18 protein-coding genes are annotated in these 22,532 nt (G+C 63.4%); 6 read left to right on the top strand and 12 right to left on the bottom strand.

The annotated features are described in order from the left end of the window. Window positions 1-77 precede the first annotated feature (77 nt). Window positions 78-2,045, bottom strand: coding sequence for a DNA topoisomerase III (locus PSEEN_RS10210; protein ID WP_011533418.1), 1,968 nt, complete (start codon window positions 2,043-2,045; stop codon window positions 78-80). Between the two features lie 233 nt (window positions 2,046-2,278). Here PSEEN_RS10210 and PSEEN_RS10215 point away from each other — a divergent pair, with 233 nt between their 5' ends. Then, on the top strand, window positions 2,279-4,129 hold the full coding sequence (locus PSEEN_RS10215) for a polyurethane esterase (RefSeq protein ID WP_011533419.1): 1,851 nt from the start codon (window positions 2,279-2,281) through the stop codon (window positions 4,127-4,129). Between the two features lie 71 nt (window positions 4,130-4,200). On the opposite strand, the gene PSEEN_RS10220 is transcribed toward PSEEN_RS10215, so the two are convergent. The 7 genes from PSEEN_RS10220 to PSEEN_RS10250 all read right to left on the bottom strand — a co-directional run bounded on the left by PSEEN_RS10220 (window position 4,201) and on the right by PSEEN_RS10250 (window position 12,155). Continuing rightward, complete coding sequence (locus tag PSEEN_RS10220; RefSeq protein WP_011533420.1) at window positions 4,201-4,635, bottom strand: GNAT family N-acetyltransferase; 435 nt, start codon at window positions 4,633-4,635, stop codon at window positions 4,201-4,203. After that, entirely contained in the window at window positions 4,628-5,794 is a 1,167-nt protein-coding gene (locus PSEEN_RS10225) for a ribosomal protein uL16 3-hydroxylase (protein WP_011533421.1), read from the bottom strand. Before PSEEN_RS10225 ends, PSEEN_RS10220 begins: the two co-directional genes overlap by 8 nt. A gap of 81 nt (window positions 5,795-5,875) precedes the next feature. Continuing rightward, window positions 5,876-7,246: an adenylosuccinate lyase gene (purB, locus tag PSEEN_RS10230; protein WP_011533422.1), complete on the bottom strand. Its 1,371-nt coding sequence runs from the start codon at window positions 7,244-7,246 to the stop codon at window positions 5,876-5,878. Between the two features lie 246 nt (window positions 7,247-7,492). Continuing rightward, the gene (hflD, locus tag PSEEN_RS10235) at window positions 7,493-8,119 is read right to left on the bottom strand and encodes a high frequency lysogenization protein HflD (RefSeq protein ID WP_011533423.1); all 627 of its coding nucleotides are present in this window, start codon (window positions 8,117-8,119) and stop codon (window positions 7,493-7,495) included. After that, a complete protein-coding gene (mnmA, locus tag PSEEN_RS10240; protein WP_011533424.1) occupies window positions 8,116-9,240 on the bottom strand; it encodes a tRNA 2-thiouridine(34) synthase MnmA in 1,125 nt (374 codons plus the stop codon). The genes hflD and mnmA overlap by 4 nt, the downstream gene beginning before the upstream one ends. Window positions 9,241-9,299: 59 nt before the next feature. Then, the gene (locus PSEEN_RS10245) at window positions 9,300-9,740 is read right to left on the bottom strand and encodes an NUDIX hydrolase (protein WP_011533425.1); all 441 of its coding nucleotides are present in this window, start codon (window positions 9,738-9,740) and stop codon (window positions 9,300-9,302) included. A gap of 189 nt (window positions 9,741-9,929) precedes the next feature. Further along, window positions 9,930-12,155, bottom strand: coding sequence for an NADP-dependent isocitrate dehydrogenase (locus PSEEN_RS10250; RefSeq protein WP_011533426.1), 2,226 nt, complete (start codon window positions 12,153-12,155; stop codon window positions 9,930-9,932). A gap of 506 nt (window positions 12,156-12,661) precedes the next feature. On the opposite strand from PSEEN_RS10250, the gene icd reads away from it, so the two are divergent. Next, entirely contained in the window at window positions 12,662-13,918 is a 1,257-nt protein-coding gene (gene icd, locus PSEEN_RS10260; RefSeq protein ID WP_011533427.1) for an NADP-dependent isocitrate dehydrogenase, read from the top strand. 73 nt (window positions 13,919-13,991) lie between these two features. On the opposite strand, the gene cspD is transcribed toward icd, so the two are convergent. Then, on the bottom strand, window positions 13,992-14,255 hold the full coding sequence (gene cspD / locus PSEEN_RS10265; RefSeq protein WP_011533428.1) for a cold shock domain-containing protein CspD: 264 nt from the start codon (window positions 14,253-14,255) through the stop codon (window positions 13,992-13,994). Window positions 14,256-14,487: 232 nt separating this feature from the next. On the opposite strand from cspD, the gene clpS reads away from it, so the two are divergent. Both clpS and clpA read left to right on the top strand, forming a co-directional pair. After that, complete coding sequence (gene clpS, locus PSEEN_RS10270) at window positions 14,488-14,862, top strand: ATP-dependent Clp protease adapter ClpS (protein WP_011533429.1); 375 nt, start codon at window positions 14,488-14,490, stop codon at window positions 14,860-14,862. 30 nt (window positions 14,863-14,892) lie between these two features. Further along, complete coding sequence (gene clpA / locus PSEEN_RS10275) at window positions 14,893-17,163, top strand: ATP-dependent Clp protease ATP-binding subunit ClpA (protein ID WP_011533430.1); 2,271 nt, start codon at window positions 14,893-14,895, stop codon at window positions 17,161-17,163. A 143-nt stretch (window positions 17,164-17,306) separates the two neighbouring features. Here clpA and infA read toward each other — a convergent pair whose 3' ends face one another. From infA to aat, 3 genes are all read right to left on the bottom strand, one after another. Continuing rightward, window positions 17,307-17,525 carry a translation initiation factor IF-1 gene (gene infA / locus PSEEN_RS10280; protein WP_002553999.1) on the bottom strand — a complete coding sequence of 73 codons (219 nt, stop codon included), beginning with the start codon at window positions 17,523-17,525 and terminating at the stop codon, window positions 17,307-17,309. 103 nt (window positions 17,526-17,628) lie between these two features. After that, window positions 17,629-18,336: an arginyltransferase gene (locus PSEEN_RS10285; protein ID WP_011533431.1), complete on the bottom strand. Its 708-nt coding sequence runs from the start codon at window positions 18,334-18,336 to the stop codon at window positions 17,629-17,631. Window positions 18,337-18,393: 57 nt separating this feature from the next. Next, the gene (gene aat, locus PSEEN_RS10290; RefSeq protein WP_011533432.1) at window positions 18,394-19,074 is read right to left on the bottom strand and encodes a leucyl/phenylalanyl-tRNA--protein transferase; all 681 of its coding nucleotides are present in this window, start codon (window positions 19,072-19,074) and stop codon (window positions 18,394-18,396) included. 351 nt (window positions 19,075-19,425) lie between these two features. On the opposite strand from aat, the gene ftsK reads away from it, so the two are divergent. Together ftsK and lolA are read left to right on the top strand one after the other, a co-directional pair. Continuing rightward, window positions 19,426-21,843 (top strand): DNA translocase FtsK, encoded by a 2,418-nt coding sequence (gene ftsK / locus PSEEN_RS10295; protein ID WP_011533433.1) that lies wholly within the window; start codon window positions 19,426-19,428, stop codon window positions 21,841-21,843. Between the two features lie 62 nt (window positions 21,844-21,905). After that, complete coding sequence (gene lolA / locus PSEEN_RS10300; RefSeq protein WP_011533434.1) at window positions 21,906-22,529, top strand: outer membrane lipoprotein periplasmic chaperone LolA; 624 nt, start codon at window positions 21,906-21,908, stop codon at window positions 22,527-22,529. Window positions 22,530-22,532: the final 3 nt, after the last annotated feature.

Raw genomic sequence — 22,532 nt, forward strand, 5'->3', positions numbered from 1 at the left:
TATGGCCCGCGCAACGCCACTCCTGTAGGAGCCGGCTTGCCGGCGAAGAGGCCGGCACAGCCTGATCAACCTGCCAGCTAGGTCGCCGTTTTGCGCCGTGGCTGCCTTGGCTTGCCCGCTGCTGCTTTGCCCCCGCTCCCCGCGACCTTGCCCTTGCCTGAACTCTTGCGCTTCTTCTTCCACGGTGCCGCGGCCTTGCCCGCCGCCGGCCCGGTGATCGTCAGGCGCATCCCCGAGCAACGCTGCACCAGCTTGCCCATCCACGCCGATTGCCGGGCGACGAACTCGTCCAGGCTCATCTCGCCGTTCTGCACCATATCCAGCGCCTGTTCCCAGATCGCCGTGGTGCCGGGGTCGGCGATGGCCCGGGGCACGGCGTCGATCAGGCTGAAGGCCGCCGGTGTCGCCGACAAGGCCTTGCCGTTCTTGACCAGGTAGCCGCGGTCGAGCAGGCCCTGGATGATGCTCGCGCGGGTCGCCTCGGTGCCGATGCCGGTGGTTTCCTTGAGCTTCTGCTTGAGCAGTGGGTCCTCCACCAGTTTGGCGACGTTCTTCATCGCCTTGATCAGGTCGCCTTCGGTAAACGGCTTGGGGGGCTGGGTCCACAGATCCTTGAGCTGCAAGCCCTGCACCGCACAGTCCTGCCCCTCGCGCAATGCCGGCAGTACCTGGGCCGGTGGCGCCTCGCGGCCTTTCTGGGGCATCAACGCCTCAGGTAGCGCACGGCGCCAGCCCGGCTCGATGATCTGCTTGCCGACCGCCCGCAGCGTGTGCCCGGCGCAATCGAAATCGGCCTGGGTGCGGTCGTACTCGTGGTTGGGCAGGAACTGGGCGAGGTAGCGGGCGCGAATCAGGGTGTACACCGCCTTGTACTTGGGTGGCAGGCGCGACGGGTCGCTGGCGGCGGCGGTGGGAATGATGCCGTGGTGGGCGCTGACCTTCTGGTCGTTCCAGGCCCGCGAGCGCCGTTGCGGGTCGAGGTACGGCTGCAGCGGAGCAAGGCTGGCGTCGGCGCGTTGCAGCGCGGCGAGGATGCCCGGCGCCTCGCCGTGCTGGCTGAGGGGCAGGTAACCGCTGTCGCTGCGCGGGTAGGTGATGAGCTTGTGGGTTTCGTACAGCGCCTGGGCGATGTCCAGGGTCTCCTGGGCACCGAGCCCCAGTTTCTTCGAGCAGACCTCTTGCAGGGTGCCCAGGTCGAAGGGCAGGGGCGCGGTTTCGCGGACGCGCTCGGTGGCGATCTTCATCACCCGGGCGCTGCCGGCTGCCTGCATGTCATGGGCGGCCTGTTGCGCCAGGGCCTGCTTCAGGCAGCGGCCCTGGTCATCGCAGGCATCCTCCGGCGCACGCCATTGAGCGTTGAACACATTGCCGGCGCTTTCCAGTTGCACGTCGATGGCCCAGAAGGGGACCGGCACGAAATCGGCGATGCTACGGTCGCGGTCCACCACCAGGCGCAGCGTCGGTGTCTGCACCCGCCCCACCGGCAGCACGCCCTGATAGCCGGACTGGCGCCCGAGCAGGGTGAACAGGCGACTCATGTTCATGCCGATCAGCCAGTCGGCCCGCGAGCGGCCCAGCGCGGAGTGGTAGAGGTTGAAGGTTTCCTGGCCGGGCAGCAGGCGCGCCAGCGCCTTGCGGATCGAGGCGTCGTCCAGGGCCGACAGCCACAGGCGCTGGATCGGCCCCCGATAGCGGCAATGCTCGACCAGCTCGCGGGCGATCATCTCGCCCTCGCGGTCGGCGTCGGTGGCGATTACCAGTTCGCGAGCCTCGCCGAGCAGGCGCTTGACGGCCTTGTACTGGCTGGCGGTCTTGGGCTTGACCGTCATCTTCCACTTCTCGGGGATGATCGGCAGGTCGTCGAGCGACCAGCGCTTGTAGCGCTCGTCGTAGCTGTCGGGCGGCGCGGTTTCCAGCAGGTGGCCGATGCACCAGGTCACGCAGACATCGGTGCCTTGCCAGCAGCCGTCGCCCCGGCGCTGGGCGCCGAGCACTTTGGCGATGTCTTTTGCCTGGGAGGGTTTTTCGCAGAGAAAGAGGCGCATGGCCGCAACGCTTGATCGGTGGGAATGGGCACTAGGATGCGCAAGGCAGGGCGCGCAGGCAAGTTTTATCTGTATGTATGTACAGTTTTTTGCCCGTGATTTTGGCAGGGCAGTCACACCCGGGGGCTTGTGTTCAGTGGCACTGACGTGCCAGTTTTGCCTTTCGCCCGTCAGTCGTGTCAAAGGACGATGTCGCTGGGGCGCCTTTCTTACAACGAACAGGGATGTATCCAATGCCCGTATTTGATTACCGCCATCTTGGCAGTTCTGCCTCTTCCGCCCTCTACAAGGATGCCATGGCCCTGGCGATGTACGCCTACCACGGTATCGACGATGGATTCGCCGCAGGCTACCAGCAGCATGGCTTCGGCCTGGGCCTGCCGGCAACGCTGGTCAAGGCACTGATCGGCGGCACCGACAGCCAGGGCGTGATCCCCGGCATCCCCTGGAACCCGGACGCCGAAGCCAAGGCCCTGGCCAACGCCAAGGCGATCGGCTGGAACCCGATCAGCGCCGCGCAGCTGGGCTATCAAGGCAAGACCGATGCGCGGGGGACCTTCTACGGTGAAAACGCCGGCTACCTCACGGCCCAGGCTGAAGTCCTCGGCCGCTACGACGCCGATGGCCACCTGACAGGCATCGGTATCGCCTTTCGCGGCACCGGTGGGCCACGGGAAGTGCTGGTTGGCGACACCATCGGCGATGTGATCAACGACCTGTTGGCGGCGTTCGGGCCACCAGGCTATGCCCGCGACTACACCGGCAACGCCTTCGGCCGCCTGCTCGACAATGTGGCGGCGTTTGCCAAGGCCAACGGCCTGACCGGCGCCGATGTCACCGTCAGTGGCCACAGCCTCGGCGGGCTGGCGGTGAACAGCCTGGCAGACCTCAGCACCTCGCGCTGGGGCGGCTTCTACCAGGATTCGCGCTACGTTGCCTTCGCCTCGCCAACCCAGGCCGCCGACGCCGACAAGGTGCTCAACATCGGCTACGAGAACGACCCGGTGTTCCGTGTGCTCGACGGCACCTCGGTCACCTGGGGCACCGCTGGCGTGCACGACGGCGCCAAGGCTTCGGCCACCAACAACATCGTCAACTTCAACGATCATTACGCCTCCGACGCCTGGAACCTGCTGCCGTTCTCCATCGCCAACATCGCCACCTGGCTGTCGCACTTGCCGGCCGCCTACACCGATGGCCTGGGGCGGGTGGTGGACTCTTCCTTCTACCAGTGGACCACCCGCGACTCGACCGTGGTGGTCAGCAACCTGTCCGATACGACCCGGGGCTCGACCTGGGTCGAGGACCTCAACCGCAATGCCGAGCCGCACAAGGGCAGCACCTTCATCATTGGTACCGACAAGGACGACCTGATCCATGGTGGGCGTGGCAACGACTACCTCGAAGGGCGTGCCGGCAACGATACCTTCCGTGATGATGGCGGTTTCAACCTGATCGATGGCGGCGACGGCCATGACACGCTCAAGCTGCAGGATTCACTGGCCAACCTGAGCATCGCCCGCGACGGCGAGGGCACGGTGTATGTGCAGGATGCCGTGGGCGGCATCAGCCAGCTGCACAGCGTCGAGAACCTGGTCAGCAAGGAGCCGAGCCTGGTGATCTTCACCAAGGAGGTGACCCATCAGCTGGGTGTGGATGGGTTGCTGAACAGTGGCAAGCTCAACCCCTACGCCGCGTCGATCAGTGGCAGCCAGGCGGGTGACCAGCTGGTGGCGGGGAACCAGGGGCAGTGGCTGTTCGGCCTGGGCGGGGATGATCGCCTGCAGGGCGGCGCGGGCAATGACGTGCTGGTCGGCGGTACCGGCAACGATGTGCTCAGTGGCGGGGCAGGGCGCGACACCTTCCTGTTCAGCGGGCACTTCGGCCTGGACCGGGTGCTGGATTTCACTGGCCAGGACCGCCTGGTGTTCATGGGGGTTGAGGGGGGCACGGCGGCGCCGGACTGGCGTGATCATGCCAGCCAGGTGGGCAGTGACCTGGTGCTGAAGTTCGGTGCCGACAGCGTGACGCTGGTGGGGATTGCAGCGCAGTCGCTGGGTGACGGCCAGGTCGTGATTGCCTGACCAAGCGGTTCGCCGGCAAGCCGGCTCCTACGGGTAACCCTGTAGGAGCCGGCTTGCCGGCGAATGGCGGCTCAGGCGATCTCGCGTGAGTCGCGCACCATGTCCACGTGCGGGATCCCGGCCTCGAGAAACTCCTCGCTGACCACGCGGAACCCCAGGCGCTCGTAGAACGGTGTGGCATGCACCTGGGCGCTGAGCATCTGCTGCTTGAGGTCGCGGTTCTGCGCCTCGACGATCACCGCTTTCATCAACGCATCGCCCACCTTCAGGCCGCGCCAGTCCTTGAGCACCGACACCCGGCCGATGGTGCCGTCGGGCAACAGGCGCGCGGTACCGATCGGGTAATCACCCTCCATGGCCAGGAAGTGCACGGCACTCGGGTCCTCGGCGTCGAACTCCAGCTCCGGCGGCACGTGCTGCTCGGCGACGAACACGGCGCTGCGGATACGGTGGATATCGGCGTTGTCTTTGTGCCAGTCGGCCAGTCGAACGCTGATCTTATTCATCGGCGAACCCCAGGCTGCCTTGCATGACCAACTGTTGTACCAGCATCAGGCCGTCTTCGTCCTGCAGCCACTCGGCCAGGTTTTCGCTGTGCAGGGCGTCGGCGGAGCAGATCAGTTTAAGCAGCTCGCGCAGCTTGCCTGGCAGCGGGCAGCTGCGGCCGCTGGCGAACAGCAGCAGGTCGTCGCCGAACTCCGACCAGGCCATGCGTGCGCTCGGGTTGCGGATCAGGATGGCGCCCTGGCCGAGGTAGTCGAGCAGCTCCTGTTCGGACAGTTCCTCGCCCACCACCTGCTCCGGGTAACGCGGCTCGGTCATGAACTGGCCGAACCAGGTCAGCAGCAGGTCCTTGTCGGCCATGTGCTTGTCGATCAGGGCCTTGAGGCGGTCCAGGGCGTCGTGCTGGATCTGGTGCGGGTCGCTGACGGGCTGGGCGTCGGCATCGCTGTAGCGCTCTTCTTCCGGCAGGAACTGGCCGAGGAAATCGGTGAAGTGGGTCAGCACTTCGGCCGCGCTCGGGGCCCGGAAACCGACCGAGTAGGTCATGCACTCGTCCTCGGCAACGCCGTAGTGGGCCAGGCGCGGCGGCAGGTAGAGCATGTCGCCGGGCTCCAGGGTCCACTCGTCGCTCTGTTCGAATTCGGCGAGGATGCGCAGGTCGGCGTGGTCGATCAGCGGGCTGTCGCTGTTGCACATCTGGCCGACTTTCCAGTTGCGCTTGCCATCGGCCTGCAGCAGGAACACATCGTAGTTGTCGAAGTGCGGGCCGACGCTGCCACCGGGCGCCGCGTAGCTGATCATCACGTCGTCGATACGCCAGCTGGGCAGGAAGCGGAACTCTTCGAGCAGTTCGGCCACTTCCGGCACGAACTGGTCCACCGCCTGCACCAGCAGGGTCCAGTCACGCTCGGGCAGGTCGGCGAAGGCGTCCTCGGCGAACGGGCCGCGGCGCAGCTCCCACGGGCGCTCGCCGTGTTCGAGCACCAGGCGCGACTCGACTTCTTCTTCCAGGGCCAGGCCGGCCAGCTCGTCGGCGTCGATGGGGCTGACGAAGTCGGGGAAGGCCTGACGCACCAGCAGCGGCTTCTTCTGCCAGTAGTCGCGCAGGAATTCACGGGCCGTCAGGCCGCCCAGCAGTTGCAGTGGAGTATCAGAATTCATGTTCAACCTATTGAAAAAACGTAGTTTTCAGACGGGAATAAAAACGCCCGGCCAGGCCGGGCGTTAAGCGCGGGGCGCAGGTCAGATGCGTTTGGCCTGGGCCACGGCGTTGCCAATGTAGGTGGCAGGGGTCAGTTGCTTGAGCTCGGCCTTGGCTTCGGCCGGCATGTCCAGGCCGTCGATGAAGGTCAGCAGCGCTTCAGGGGTGATGCCCTTGCCACGGGTCAGCTCCTTGAGCTTCTCGTAGGGGTTCTCGATGTTGAAGCGGCGCATCACGGTCTGGATCGGCTCGGCCAGGACTTCCCAGCAGGCGTCCAGGTCGGCGGCGATACGGGCGGCGTTGACTTCCAGCTTGCCGATGCCTTTGAGGCTGGCTTCGTAGGCGATGACGCTGTGGGCGAAGCCCACGCCCAGGTTGCGCAGCACGGTGGAGTCGGTCAGGTCACGCTGCCAGCGCGAGATCGGCAGCTTGCTGGCCAGGTGCTGGAACAGCGCGTTGGCGATACCCAGGTTGCCTTCGGAGTTCTCGAAATCGATCGGGTTGACCTTGTGCGGCATGGTCGAGGAGCCGATTTCGCCGGCGACGGTCTTCTGCTTGAAGTAACCCAGCGAGATGTAGCCCCAGACGTCGCGGTCGAAGTCGATGAGGATGGTGTTGAAGCGGGCGATGGCGTCGAACAGCTCGGCGATGTAGTCGTGCGGCTCGATCTGGGTGGTGTAGGGGTTGAACACCAGGCCCAGTTCGTCCTCGATGAAGGCGCGGGCGTTCTGCTCCCAGTCGATCTGCGAGTAGGCCGACAGGTGGGCGTTGTAGTTGCCCACGGCGCCATTGATCTTGCCCAGCAGCGGCACGGCGGCCACCTGGGCGATCTGGCGCTCCAGGCGGTAGACGACGTTGGCCAGCTCTTTACCCAGGGTGGTCGGCGAGGCCGGCTGGCCGTGGGTGCGCGACAGCATGGGGACTTCGGCGTGGGCGTGGGCCAGGGCGCGGATGGCCTCGGCGATCTGGCGCATCAGCGGCAGCAGGACTTCGTCGCGGCCGGCGCGCAGCATCAGGGCGTGGGACAGGTTGTTGATGTCCTCGCTGGTGCAGGCGAAGTGGATGAATTCGCTGACCTTGGCCAGCTCAGGCAGTTGAGCAGCCTGCTCCTTGAGCAGGTACTCGATGGCCTTGACGTCGTGGTTGGTGGTGCGCTCGATTTCTTTGACGCGTTCGGCGTGCTCGAGCTTGAAATCGGTGGCCAGGCTGTCCAGCAGGGCGTTGGCTTCGGCGGAGAACGCCGGCACTTCGCCGATCTGCGGGTGGGCGGCCAGGCGCTGCAGCCAGCGCACTTCGACCAGGGCGCGGAAACGGATCAGGCCGAATTCGCTGAAGATGGGGCGCAGGGCCTGGGTTTTGCCGGCATAACGGCCGTCTACAGGGGAAACCGCAGTGAGCGAGGAGAGCTGCATGGGGTGTTCTCGGACAGTCAGGCTTTTGGAAGGGCGCATATCATACATGAAAAACGCGCCTGAGTCGGGTGGCTGACCAAAGGTCGGGCCAATATTCAGCAAACTGTGGGCCCTGTGGGAGCGGCCTTGTGTCGCGAAAGGGCTGCGCAGCAGCCCCAGCAATGTTGAGTCAAGTTCGAGGCCCTGGGGCCGCGTTGCGGCCCATCGCGACGCAAGGCCGCTCCCACAGGGTTCGATGTATGCCAGTCAATCGGTGGTACGCATCATCCCGTAAAGCTCCTTGAGCAGCTTGCGCCGGCTGAACACCAGCTGCCAGCGGTGCCCGCCCAGCTGGCGCCACAGGCGCGCGGCACGGATGCCGGCCAGCAGCAGGGCGCGGATCTTCGAGGCATTGCTCGCCTGCTGCAGGAAGCGCATGTCGCCGTGCACCTGGATGCGCTGGCGCAGGGTGCTCAGGGTGTCCTGGTACAAGGCTCCGCTGGAAGCGATGACGTTTTCGTGAACCAGGCCGAAATGATCAGCCTGCGATTGAATCTGCGGCAGGCGATTACCAATGATGTCGAGCATGTCGCCGCGCTTGTTCAGCTGCCGTTCCAAGCCCAGCATCGACAGGGCATAGCGCAGCGGCTCGCGCTGAAGGCTGCTGGGGTCGCGCTCCAGGGCGCCGACCAGCGCGCGGTAGCCGTCACGCAGGTTGAGGTCGTCGCCGCCGAATACCTCCAGCGTATCCTTCGGGTCGCGCACCAGTAGGCTGCCGAGCATACAGCCGATGTTGGCCTCGCTGGCCTGGCCGGTGCGGGCGATGCGGTCGACCAGCACGGCGGCCTGGAACACACCACCCAAAGCGATCAACTGCTCCTGGAGGTTGTTCATTGACGCGGGCTCCACGGCTCGGCGGTTTCGATCACGCCGCCGCCCAGGCACACCTCGCCGTCGTAGAACACCACCGACTGGCCGGGGGTAACGGCGCGCTGAGGTTCGTCGAACATCGCGCGGTAGCCATTTTCGGTGCGTTCCAGGGTGCATTGCTGGTCGCCCTGACGGTAGCGCACCTTGGCGGTGAGCCGGCGCGGGCTGCTCAAGTCGATCGGGTTGACCCAGAAAATTTCCGAGGCCAGCAGGGCGCGGGAGAACAGCCATGGGTGTTCGTTGCCCTGGCCGACCACCAGCACATTACGAGCGAGATCCTTGTGCAGCACGTACCACGGCTCGTCACCGGCGTCCTTCAGGCCGCCGATGCCCAGGCCCTGGCGCTGGCCGATGGTGTGGTACATCAGGCCGTGGTGGCGGCCGATCACTTCGCCTTCGGTGGTCTGGATCTCGCCCGGCTGGGCTGGCAGGTACTGTTTGAGGAAGTCGCTGAAGCGGCGCTCGCCGATGAAGCAGATACCGGTGGAGTCCTTCTTCTTCGCCGTGGCCAGGCCGTGTTTCTCGGCGATGGCGCGCACTTCGGGCTTCTCCAGCTCACCGACCGGGAACAGGGTACGGGCGATTTCCTTGCCGCCGACGGCATGCAGGAAGTAGCTCTGGTCCTTGTTCGGGTCCAGGCCTTTGAGCAGTTCGGTCAGTTCGCCAGTGTCGCGGCGGCGCACATAGTGGCCGGTGGCAATCAGGTCGGCGCCCAGGGACAAGGCGTAGTCGAGGAACGCCTTGAACTTGATCTCGCGGTTGCAGAGGATGTCCGGGTTTGGCGTGCGGCCGGCCTTGTACTCCTCGAGGAAGTGCTCGAACACGTTGTCCCAGTATTCGGCGGCGAAGTTGGCGGTGTGCAGCTTGATGCCGATGCGGTCGCACACGGCCTGGGCGTCGGCCAGGTCTTCGCGGGCGGTGCAGTATTCGGTGCCGTCGTCCTCTTCCCAGTTCTTCATGAACAGACCTTCCACCTGGTAGCCCTGCTCCATAAGCAGAAGGGCGGAGACGGAAGAGTCCACGCCGCCGGACATGCCGACGATGACGCGGGTCTTGGCGGGGTCTTTGAGTGCTGGGCTGGTCATGGCTACCGAATGTGTATCAGAGGGAAAAACGCCGATTCTATCAAACCCGCGGGCTGGCGTCAGTCGCGCAGCAGTTCGAGGCTGTGCAATGGGCCTTTGAGGTAGTCGTCCAGGCAGCGGAGCACCAGCTCGCTGCGCCAGCGTGATGGCTCGGCCAGCAGCTCGTCGCGGCTCAACCACACGGCGCGGACGATGTCGCTGTCCAGGGCCAGGTCGGTGTGATGACGCACGGGGCGGGCGGCGAAGCAGATGCGCTGGTAGGTGACGCCGTTGCTCGGGGCGGTATAGAGGTAGATGCCGACCACGCCGGTGAGTTCGACTTCCCAGGCGGTTTCTTCGAGGGTTTCGCGCAGGGCGGCCTGGGTGATGGTTTCGTTGGCTTCGAGGTGGCCGGCGGGTTGGTTGAAGACGTGCTGGCCGGCCTTGAATTCCTCGACGAAGAGGAACTTGCCCTCATGTTCGACGATGGTGGCGACGGTGATGTGGGGTTGCCAGGTCATGAGCATTTCCTATGGTTGGCGCGGCCCCTGTAGGAGCGGGTTTACCCGCGAATGCGTCAGTGGATTCACCATTGCATTCGCGGGTAAACCCGCTCCTACAGGGGCCGTGTAGGCCGAGAAATATCATTTATCCAAAAAGCACAAACCCCGGTGCGTGGCCGGGGTTTGTGCTGTTACTGCAAGCGAACCTTACAGTGCGGCAATGGCGCTGTTCAGGGTCTGGCTTGGACGCATCACTTTGGCGGTCAGCTCAGCATCAGGGGCGTAGTAGCCACCGATGTCCGCCGGCTTGCCCTGGACGGCGTTGAGCTCGGCGACGATGGTCGCTTCGTTCTCGCTCAGGGTTTTTGCCAGCGGGGCGAAACGCGCCTGCAGGGCGGTGTCGTCGGTCTGGGCAGCCAGCGCTTCTGCCCAGTACAGGGTCAGGTAGAAGTGGCTGCCACGGTTGTCGATACCGCCAACCTTGCGCGAAGGCGACTTGTTGGTGTCGAGGAACTTGCCGGTGGCCTGATCCAGGGTGTTGGCCAGAACCTTGGCGCGTGGGTTGTCGTAGGTGTTGCCCAGGTGCTCGAGCGAGGCGGCGAGCGCGAGGAATTCACCCAGCGAGTCCCAACGCAGGAAGTTCTCTTCGACCAGCTGCTGCACGTGCTTCGGTGCCGAACCGCCGGCGCCGGTTTCGAACAGGCCACCGCCGTTCATCAGCGGGACGATCGACAGCATCTTGGCGCTGGTGCCCAGCTCCATGATCGGGAACAGGTCGGTCAGGTAGTCGCGCAGCACGTTGCCGGTCACCGAGATGGTGTCCTTGCCTTCGCGGATGCGGGCCAGGGAGAACTTGATGGCGTCGACCGGGGCCAGGATGCGGATGTCCAGGCCGGACGTGTCGTGATCCTTCAGGTACTGCTGCACCTTCTCGATCATCACGCCGTCATGGGCGCGGGCCGGGTCCAGCCAGAACACCGCCGGGGTGTTGCTCAGGCGGGCACGGTTGACGGCCAGCTTGACCCAGTCCTGGATCGGCGCGTCCTTGGTTTGGCACATGCGGAAGATGTCACCAGCCTCGACGTTCTGCTCCAGCACGACCTGGCCCTTGCCGTCGACCACGCGCACGACGCCGTCGGCCTTGATCTGGAAGGTCTTGTCGTGGGAGCCGTACTCTTCGGCTTTCTGGGCCATGAGGCCGACGTTGGGGACGCTGCCCATGGTGGTCGGGTCGAAGGCGCCGTGTTGCTTGCAGTCTTCGATGGTGGCCTGGTAGATGCCGGCGTAGCAGCGGTCCGGGATCACGGCCTTGGCGTCCTGCAGTTCACCAGCGGTGTTCCACATCTTGCCCGAGTCGCGGATCATCGCAGGCATCGAGGCGTCGACGATGACGTCGCTTGGTACGTGCAGGTTGGTGATGCCCTTGTCGGAGTTGACCATGGCCAGGGCCGGGCGAACGGCGTACAGGGCCTGGATGTCGGCTTCGATCTCGGCTTGCTTTTCAGCAGGCAGGTCCTTGATGCGGGCGTACAGGTCGCCGATGCCGTTGTTCGAGTTGAAGCCAACCTCGGCCAGCGCCGCGGCGTGCTTGGCCAGCACGTCGTTGTAGAACTCCTCGACGATCACGCCGAACATGATCGGGTCGGAGACTTTCATCATGGTGGCTTTCAGGTGCACCGACAGCAGCACGCCGGAGGCCTTGGCATCGGCGATCTGCTCGGCGATGAAGGCTTTCAGGGCCTTGCGGCTCATGGTGGCGCAGTCGATGACTTCAGCGGCCTTGACGGCGGTTTTCTCTTTCAGGACGGTGGTGGTGCCGTCCTTGCCGACCAGCTCGATGCGCAGGCTGTCGTCAGCCTCGATCAGCGCGGCCTTTTCGCTGCCGTAGAAGTCGCCGTGGGTCATGTGGGCGACGTGCGACTTGGAGTCGGCGGCCCAGGCGCCCATCTTGTGCGGGTGCTTGCGTGCGTAGTTCTTGACCGACAGCGGGGCGCGGCGGTCGGAGTTGCCTTCGCGCAGGACCGGGTTCACGGCGCTGCCCTTGATGCGGTCGTAACGGGCGCGGGATTCTTTCTCTTCAGCAGAGGCCGGCTCGTCAGCGTAGTCGGGGATGTTGAAGCCCTTGGCTTGCAGTTCCTTGATCGCCGCCTTCAGCTGTGGAACCGAAGCGGAAATGTTCGGCAGCTTGATGATGTTGGCTTCAGGGGTGGTGGCCAGCTGGCCCAGTTCCGCCAGGTGATCGCCTACCTGCTTCGCGCTGCCCAGTTGCTCAGGGAAAGCCGCGAGGATTCGGCCAGCCAGGGAGATGTCGCGGGTTTCGACGGCGATATCGGCCGAAGCGGTGAAGGCTTCGACGATCGGCAGCAGCGAGTAGGTGGCGAGGGCGGGGGCTTCGTCGGTGAAGGTATAGATGATCTTGGAACGGGTGGGCATGCGGGTTAACTCTCTATGTGCTGAGCGTACTCGAGTCTCGAGGTGCGCAGGGTAGGCGCTTCGCCCTGGCGACGCCATGAGCGGAAAGTCGAGAGGCTGCGAGCGGTGATGGTGGATGCATCAGTCGAGCGTCAAGTGCTGGGCTGCGGTAACAACCCAGGCTTATGGCCATTTCCTGGCCGAGGGCGAGCCGCATTTTCCTGGGATTCGCCCCGATGACCCTTCGGTCGCGCCGGAGTATATCAAACCCTTTGGGCTAATCAGCAAGGTGAAGTCGTATCAGCGCATTTATAAGACCAAAGACGTAGGAGCAATGTGACGTGTTGCCGCAGGGTCTCAAGCCCGCCAGGGTCCCTGTAGGAGCCGGCTTGCCGGCGAATCGGGCGGTGCGGTCACCCCAATGCAGTTGCTGCCAACGGGTGCCACCTTGCAGGTCGACGGATGTGGTTTAGGCTCAGTGGATCGCACGATTTCCAATCACACCAGGAAAAGCGGAGTAGTGCAGCATGGGATACCAGAAAATCAAGGTGCCGTCTGATGGTGCCAAGATCACCGTCAATGCAGACCATTCGCTCAATGTTCCCGACAACCCCATCATTCCCTACATCGAAGGCGACGGTATCGGCGTGGATGTCTCGCCGGTGATGATCAAGGTGGTCGACGCTGCGGTGCAGAAGGCCTACGGCGGAAAGCGCAAGATCGCCTGGATGGAGGTCTACGCCGGCGAGAAGGCCACGCAAGTCTATGACCAGGACACCTGGCTACCCCAGGAAACCCTCGATGCGGTGAAGGACTATGTGGTCTCGATCAAGGGGCCGCTGACCACGCCGGTCGGCGGCGGCATCCGTTCGCTCAACGTGGCCCTGCGCCAGCAGCTCGACCTTTATGTGTGCCTGCGCCCGGTGGTTTGGTTCCAGGGCGTACCAAGCCCGGTCAAGAAGCCTGGCGACGTGGACATGGTGATTTTCCGCGAGAACTCCGAGGACATCTATGCCGGCATCGAGTGGAAGGCCGGCTCGCCCGAGGCGAACAAGGTGATCAAGTTCCTCAAGGAGGAAATGGGCGTCACCAAGATCCGTTTCGACCAGGATTGCGGCATCGGCGTCAAGCCGGTTTCGAAGGAGGGCACCAAACGCCTGGTGCGCAAGGCGCTGCAGTATGTGGTGGATAACGACCGCAAATCGCTGACCCTGGTGCACAAGGGCAACATCATGAAGTTCACCGAAGGGGCCTTCAAGGACTGGGGTTACGAGGTGGCGCGCGACGAGTTCGGCGCAGAGCTGCTCGACGGTGGCCCATGGATGAAGTTCAAGAACCCCAGGACCGGCCGTGAGGTGATCGTCAAGGACGCCATCGCCGACGCCATGCTCCAGCAGATCCTGCTGCGTCCGGCCGAATACGACGTGATCGCCACCCTCAACCTCAACGGCGATTATCTGTCCGACGCCCTGGCGGCCGAGGTGGGCGGTATCGGTATCGCACCGGGCGCCAACCTGTCGGACACCGTGGCCATGTTCGAGGCCACCCACGGCACCGCGCCCAAGTATGCCGGTAAGGATCAGGTCAACCCGGGTTCGGTGATCCTGTCGGCCGAGATGATGCTGCGGCACATGGGCTGGACCGAAGCGGCGGACTTGATCATCAAGGGCACCAATGGCGCGATCGCGGCCAAGACCGTGACCTATGACTTCGAGCGCTTGATGGACGGCGCGACACTGGTGGGCAGTTCAGGCTTTGGCGAGGCGCTGATCAAACATATGTAAGCGACACAAAGAAACCGGCCGCCTCTCTATAAAGAGGCGGCCGGTTTTTTCGTATATCGGCAATCGGCAGGGATCAGGCTTCAGCCGTAATGGCCGGGGAGGCATTGCCTGTACTGGTGCTCGAATTGCTGGCAGTGGCGCTTTGGATATTCACCGCATGCTTGCCCTTGGGGCCTTGCAAGAGCTCGAACGTCACGGCCTGGCCAGCTTTCAATGTTTTGTAGCCATCCATCTGGATGGCGGAGTAGTGGGCGAAAAGGTCTTCGTCCTTACCCTCCTCATTGATGAATCCGTAGCCCTTGGCGTTGTTGAACCACTTGACTTTACCGCTTGCCATCCCTATGTCCCTCTGCAAAGGACTCCATCACTGGAGTATCATCCACTTCATCCGCATACGAACCATGCGAGAAAATCTGGTTGACTGCGCGGATCTTTATAGACCACGGTGGGTTCTTATTGGTTGTAACACCGTTTTGCCGTTAGTCAAGGTCAGCCGGCGCCCGCGCTGACAGCTGCCTGAAGCGGTCAACCCACAACCTTAACCTGTCGCTCATGATGAAATTCTTTCCATGCATGTACCCAGTGAGATTCGACTAACATTCAATCAGGATCGCCCGCAGTCGAACGAGGACGGGCATGAGGACGATGGTTCCGGCCTTGCGGTCCAGGAGGCCAAGCCGATCCTGCAGGCGCCACCGATGTACAAGGTGGTTTTGTTCAACGATGACTACACGCCAATGGATTTCGTCGTCGAAGTGCTCGAGACGTTCTTCAATCTGAACCGCGAGCTGGCAACGAAGATCATGCTGACCGTCCATACCGAAGGGCGGGCAGTATGCGGATTGTTTACCCGTGACATCGCCGAGACAAAGGCCATGCAGGTCAACCAATACGCCAGGGAAAGCCAGCATCCGCTACTCTGTGAAATCGAGAAGGACGGTTAATCGCCGACCACTTGGGTATGAGGTGAAGCTATGTTAAACCGCGAGCTCGAAGTCACCCTCAATCTGGCCTTCAAGGAGGCACGTTCGAAACGTCATGAGTTCATGACCGTCGAACATCTGCTGCTGGCACTCCTTGACAATGAGGCTGCCGCGACCGTTCTGCGCGCCTGTGGCGCCAATCTCGACAAACTCAAGCATGACCTGCAGGAGTTCATCGACTCGACCACCCCGCTGATCCCCGTGCATGACGAGGACCGTGAAACGCAACCGACCCTGGGCTTCCAGCGCGTGCTGCAGCGTGCCGTGTTCCACGTGCAAAGCTCCGGCAAGCGCGAAGTGACCGGCGCCAACGTGCTGGTGGCAATCTTCAGCGAACAGGAAAGCCAGGCCGTGTTCCTGCTCAAGCAGCAGAGCGTGGCCCGCATCGATGTGGTCAACTACATCGCCCACGGTATTTCGAAAGTGCCGGGCCATGGCCCGCATACAGAAAACGAACAAGACATGCAGGACGAGGAGGGTGGCGAGACTTCTTCTTCCGGCAATCCGCTGGACGCCTATGCCAGCAACCTGAACGAACTGGCCCGTGCCGGGCGCATCGACCCACTGGTGGGGCGTGAGCAGGAGGTCGAGCGCGTCGCGCAGATCCTCGCCCGCCGGCGCAAGAACAACCCGTTGCTGGTCGGTGAGGCCGGCGTGGGCAAGACCGCTATCGCCGAAGGCCTGGCCAAGCGCATCGTCGATGGCCAGGTGCCGGACCTGCTGGCCCAGAGCGTCGTCTACTCCCTCGACCTGGGTGCGCTGCTGGCGGGCACCAAGTACCGTGGCGACTTTGAGAAGCGCTTCAAGGCGCTGCTCGGTGAGCTGCGCAAGCGTCCGCAGGCGATCCTGTTCATCGATGAGATCCACACCATCATCGGTGCCGGCGCGGCGTCTGGTGGCGTGATGGATGCCTCCAACCTGCTCAAGCCACTGCTGTCGTCCGGTGATATCCGCTGCATTGGCTCGACCACGTTCCAGGAGTTCCGCGGCATCTTCGAGAAAGACCGTGCCCTGGCGCGTCGCTTCCAGAAGGTCGATGTCAGCGAGCCTTCGGTGGAGGACACGGTGGGTATCCTGCGTGGCCTGAAAGGCCGCTTCGAGAGCCACCACAACATCGAGTACAGTGACGAAGCCCTGCGCGCCGCCGCCGAACTGGCCTCGCGTTATATCAATGACCGGCATATGCCGGACAAGGCCATCGATGTGATCGACGAGGCGGGTGCCTACCAGCGTCTGCAACCGGAAGCCAATCGCGTCAAGCGTATCGATGTGCCGCAGGTCGAGGACATCGTTGCCAAGATCGCGCGGATTCCGCCGAAACATGTCACCAGCTCTGATAAAGAGCTGCTGCGCAACCTGGAGCGTGACCTCAAGCTCACGGTGTTTGGCCAGGATGCGGCGATCGATTCGCTGGCCACTGCCATCAAGCTGTCGCGTGCCGGCCTCAAGGCGCCGGACAAGCCAGTCGGCTCGTTCCTGTTCGCCGGCCCGACCGGTGTGGGCAAGACCGAGGCGGCTCGCCAACTGGCCAAGGCGCTGGGTGTGGAGCTGGTACGCTTCGACATGTCCGAGTACATGGAGCGGCATACCGTGTCGCGCCTGATCGGCGCGCCGCCCGGCTATGTCGGGTTCGACCAGGGTGGTTTGCTGACCGAGGCCATCACCAAGCAGCCGCACTGCGTGCTGCTGCTTGACGAGATCGAGAAGGCGCACCCCGAAGTCTTCAACCTGCTGCTGCAGGTGATGGACCACGGCACCCTGACCGATAACAACGGGCGCAAGGCGGACTTCCGCAACGTGATCCTGATCATGACCACCAACGCTGGCGCTGAAACCGCCGCGCGGGCTTCGATCGGCTTCACTCACCAGGACCATTCCTCCGATGCCATGGAGGTGATCCGCAAGAGCTTCACGCCGGAGTTCCGCAACCGCCTGGACACCATCATCCAGTTTGGCCGTCTCTCCCACGAGACGATCAAGAGCATCGTCGACAAGTTCCTCATCGAACTGCAGGCGCAGCTGGAAGACAAGCGCGTGCTGCTGGAGGTTACCGACGCCGCGCGCGGCTGGCTGGCGGCCTCGGGCTACGACGTGCAGATGGGCGCGCGACCAATGGCGCGGCTGATCCAGGACAAGATCAAGCGGCCATTGGCCGAGGAGATCCTGTTTGGCGAGTTGGCCGAGCATGGTGGCGTGGTGCACATCGACTTGCGCGATGGTGAGCTGGTGTTTGATTACGAAACCACGGCAGAAGTCGCGTAAAGCTGGGGCCGCTTTGCGGCCCATCGCGGCTGAAGCCGCTCCTACAGGGATGCGCGGTGCCTGTAGGAGCGGCTTTAGCTGCGATGCGTTTTCCCAGGCACAAAAAAGCCCGGCACATGGCCGGGCTTTTTCATGGCTTGAGCTTAGCGCGCACGGTAGGTGATGCGGCCCTTGCTCAGGTCGTAGGGCGTCAGTTCGACGCGGACCTTGTCGCCAGTGAGAATACGGATGTAGTTCTTGCGCATCTTGCCGGAGATGTGCGCGGTAACGACGTGCCCGTTTTCCAACTCCACGCGGAACATGGTGTTGGGCAGGGTGTCGACGACAGTGCCTTCCATTTCGAAGCTGTCTTCTTTCGACATGCAGTAAAGCCCTCGGTATCCAGTGTTGGCCCGACGCACGACTGCACCGGGCAAAAAAAGTGGCGTGGAGTATGCCCGAAAACTGCGTGTCAAGCCAATGCTTTCAGTTGAGGGTGACCCAGCGCTGATTGATCAGTAGTTCGATGGGGCGATATTGGGTCTTGTAGTTCATTTTCTTGCAGTTCTTGATCCAGTATCCCAGGTACACGGCGTCGAGGTTCTGGCGCAGGGCTTCGGTGATCTGCCAGAGGATGGCGTAGCGGCCCAGGCTGCGCCGTTCCTCATCAGGCTCGTAGAAGGTGTACACCGCCGACAGGCCGTTGGGCAGCAGGTCGCAGACTGCCACCGCCATCAGGCGCCCCTCGAGGCGGAACTCGTAGAACCAACAGAACGGCAGGTCGCGGACCAGGAAGGTCGAGAACTGGTCACGGCTGGGCGGGTACATGTCGCCATCGGCGTGGCGCTGCTCGATGTAGCGGCGGTACAGGTCGAAGTACTCTTCCTTGAATACCGGGCGCACGGCGCTGACGGTCAGGTCGGCATTGCGCTTGAGAATGCGCCGCTGCTGGCGGTTGGGGATGAAGCGCACCGCAGGAATGCGCGCGGGCACGCAGGCATTGCAGTTCTGGCAATGCGGGCGGTACAGGTGGTCACCGCTGCGGCGAAAGCCCATTTCCGACAGGTCGGCGTACACATGCACGTCCATCGGCTGGCTCGGGTCGAGAAACAGCGTGGTGGCCTGCTCATCCGGCAGGTAGCTGCAGGAGTGGGGTTGAGTGGCATAGAACTTCAACCGCGCCAACTCTGTCATGTTCAACCCCTTAGATGAGTCGTTGTCTCTAAGTGTAAGCCAGCTCTGGAAACTCGCCTAGCGAACCCAGCTGGCACCGCTGGGCTGATCGAGGTGGCGCGCCAGGTGGTCGGCGAATTCGGCGCGGCTGATGGCCCGGGCGCCCAGGCTATGCAAGTGATTGGTGGGCATCTGGCAGTCGATCAGGACAAAGCCGGCCTGTTTCAGGTGCTCGACCAGTGCCACGAAGCCTACTTTCGAGGCATTGTCGGCGCGGCTGAACATCGATTCGCCAAAAAACAGGCGGCCCATGGCCAGGCCGTACAGCCCGCCGACCAGTTCACCTTCCCGGCGCACTTCCACCGAATGGGCGAAGCCGCGGCGGTGCAGTTCGCAGTAGGCCGCGCGCATGCTGTCGGTGATCCAGGTGCCGTCCGCGTAGTCGCGTGGCGCGGCGCAGGCCTCGATCACGGCTGGGAAGTCGCTGTCGAAGCTGACCTGGTAGTGGCCCTGGCGGATGAACTTGGCCAGCGAGCGCGAGATGTGTAGTTCTTCGGGGAACAGCACTGTGCGTGGGTCGGGCGACCACCAGAGGATCGGTTGGCCGTCCTGGTACCAGGGGAAGCAGCCGTGACGGTAGGCGGCGACCAGCCGTTCGGGCGTGAGATCGCCTCCGGCGGCAAGCAGGCCGTTGGGGTCGTGCAGGGCCTTTTCCAGGGGCGGGAAGGTCAGCGAGTCGCGGGTGAGCCAGGTGAGCATGGTGTTCTTGGGTGGCGGGGGAGGGGAGGGCGACCAGCATGGCTTGGCTTGCGGGTGGGGTCAACGACCGTCATCGCGGGGTAAGCCTACTCCCACGCCTGATGATCCGCAGCGTGTTTCACCTCGGGTTGGGCACCATCTGGCACATTTGCTGTCACACCTGTGCAAAAACACAGCATAAGCCTTTGTCACAAAAGAAAATGCATGCTCAAATTACAGCCATTGAGAAAGTAGCCCCCGTTCACGCTACAGCAGCGTGCCGCCATGGCGGCTGGCGGGCAGTAATGTTAAAAGTAGTGATTTATCGGCCAGTCACCGGCCAATCACTATTCGCGCAGGAATAGACGCGTTTTGAAGAAATCCACCGCAACTCCAGCCCCCTTGCCAGTGCCTCTCTGGCGGCAACAGCTGCACTACCGTCTGAAGGAAGGTGCGCTGATCGCCGTCGGTGCCCTGTGCCTGTACTTGTGGATGGCACTGGTCACCTACGACACCGCCGACCCAGGCTTCAGCCACACCAGCAACGCCGACCAGGTGCAGAACGCCGCCGGCCGTGCCGGGGCGTACTTCGCCGACATCCTGTTCATGGTGCTTGGCTACTTCGCCTACATCTTCCCGTTGCTGCTGGCGATCAAGACCTGGCAGATCTTCCGCGAGCGTCACCAGCCCTGGCAGTGGAGCGGCTGGTTGTTTTCCTGGCGGCTGATCGGCCTGGTATTCCTGGTGCTGTCAGGCGCGGCGCTGGCACATATTCATTTCCACCCTTCGGCCAGCCTGCCGTTCTCCGCGGGCGGGGCCCTGGGCGAGAGCCTGGGGGACCTGGCGCGCAACCTGCTCAATGTGCAGGGCAGCACGCTGATGTTCATTGCCCTGTTCCTGTTCGGCCTGACCGTGTTCACCGACCTGTCCTGGTTCAAGGTGATGGACGTCACCGGCAAGATCACCCTCGACCTGTTCGAGCTGATGCAGGGCGCCGCCAACCGTTGGTGGGAGGCGCGCAACGAGCGCAAGCGCCTGGTGGCGCAGCTGCGCGAGGTGGATGAGCAGGTCGAGGAAGTGGTTGCCCCGGTGGTGGCAGACAAGCGTGAGCAGGTCAAGGCGCGCGAGCGCATCATCGAGCGCGACGAGGCGTTGACCAAGCACGTTGCCCAGCGCGAACAGCAACCGGCCCCGGTGATCAACATTCCGCCTGCGCCGGTCAAGGCGCCGGAACCAAGCAAGCGGGTGATGAAGGAGAAGCAGGCGCCGCTGTTCATCGACAGCGCCGTGGAAGGCACCTTGCCGTCGATCTCCATCCTCGACCCCGCCGAAGAGAAGAAGATCGAGTACTCGCCGGAGTCGCTGGCCGGTGTCGGTCACCTGCTGGAAATCAAACTGAAGGAATTCGGTGTCGAGGTGTCGGTCGATTCGATCCACCCAGGCCCGGTGATCACCCGCTATGAGATCCAGCCCGCCGCGGGCGTCAAGGTCAGCCGTATCGCCAACCTGGCCAAGGACCTGGCGCGCTCCCTGGCGGTGACCAGTGTGCGCGTGGTCGAGGTGATCCCCGGCAAGACCACCGTGGGTATCGAGATCCCCAACGAGAACCGCCAGATGGTGCGTTTCTCCGAGGTGCTGTCGACGCCGCAGTACGACGAGCAGAAATCGCCGGTCACCCTGGCCCTGGGCCACGACATCGGCGGCAAGCCGGTGATTACCGACCTGGCGAAGATGCCGCACCTGCTGGTGGCCGGTACCACCGGCTCCGGTAAGTCGGTGGGTGTCAACGCGATGATCCTGTCGATCCTGTTCAAGTCGGGCCCGGAAGACGCCCGCCTGATCATGATCGACCCGAAAATGCTCGAACTGTCGATCTACGAAGGCATTCCGCACCTGCTGTGCCCAGTGGTCACCGACATGAAGGACGCCGCCAACGCCCTGCGCTGGAGCGTTGCTGAAATGGAGCGCCGCTACAAGCTGATGGCGGCCATGGGCGTGCGCAACCTGGCCGGTTTCAACCGCAAGATCAAGGATGCGGAGGAGGCTGGAGAGGTCGTTCACGACCCGTTGTACCGCCGCGAAAGCATGGACGACGAGCCGCCCACGCTGAAGACGCTGCCCACCATCGTGGTGGTGGTCGACGAATTCGCCGACATGATGATGATCGTCGGCAAGAAGGTCGAAGAGCTGATCGCCCGTATCGCCCAGAAGGCCCGTGCCGCCGGTATCCACTTGATTCTCGCGACCCAGCGCCCGTCGGTGGATGTGATCACCGGCCTGATCAAGGCCAACATCCCGACCCGCATGGCGTTCCAGGTATCGAGCAAGATCGACTCACGGACCATCATCGACCAGGGTGGCGCCGAGCAATTGCTGGGCCACGGTGACATGCTCTACATGCCGCCGGGCACCAGCCTGCCAATCCGCGTCCACGGCGCCTTCGTCTCCGACGACGAGGTACACCGTGTGGTCGAGGCGTGGAAACTGCGTGGTGCTCCGGACTACAACGATGACATCCTCAACGGCGTCGAAGAGGCCGGCAGCGGCTTCGATGGCGGCGGCGGTGGCGGTGATGGCGAAGATTCCGAGAGCGACGCCTTGTATGATGAGGCCGTCCAGTTCGTGCTCGAAAGCCGTCGCGCCTCGATTTCGGCCGTGCAGCGCAAGTTGAAGATCGGCTACAACCGTGCCGCCCGGATGATCGAGGCGATGGAGATGGCCGGCGTGGTCACCCCCATGAACAGCAACGGCTCGCGGGAAGTGATTGCCCCGGGCGGCCCGCGCGACTGATGAACACCCTGCCGGGCACCAACGAAGGTGCCCGGCCTTTCCAATGCTCAATGAGGATTCCCATGCGCGCGATTCGCATGCTGTTGGTTTCTGCCCTGGCCATGGGCGCCGTGTCGGCACATGCCGACGAGAAAGACGTGGCTCGCCTCACCCAGCTGCTGGAAAAGTCCCAGACCATTACCGCGCGTTTCTCCCAGCTGACCCTGGACGCCAGCGGCACCAGCCTGCAGGAAGCCAACGGCGAGATGGCGGTCAAGCGCCCGGGGCTGTTCTACTGGCACACCGACGCACCCCAGGAGCAGGTGGTGGTTTCCGATGGCCAGAAGGTCACCCTGTGGGACCCGGACCTGGAACAGGCCACCATCAAGAAGCTCGATGTACGCCTGAGCCAGACGCCGGCGCTACTGCTCTCGGGTGATGTGTCGAAGATCAGCCAGAGCTTCGACATCAGCTCGAAGGAGCAGGGCGAAGTGACCGACTTCACCCTCAAGCCGAAGACCAAGGACACCCTGTTCGATTCGCTGCGGGTGTCGTTCCGCAAAGGCCTGATCAATGACATGCAACTGGTCGACAGTGTCGGCCAGCGCACCAACATCCTGTTCAACGGGGTCAAGGCCAACGAAGCCATCCCGGCGAGCAAGTTCAAGTTCGATGTCCCGAAAGGCGCGGACGTCATCCAGGAGTAACCA

Origin of the sequence: Pseudomonas entomophila L48 (assembly GCF_000026105.1) — a bacterium.
In the GTDB taxonomy this organism is placed as follows: Bacteria; Pseudomonadota; Gammaproteobacteria; order Pseudomonadales; family Pseudomonadaceae; genus Aquipseudomonas; species Aquipseudomonas entomophila.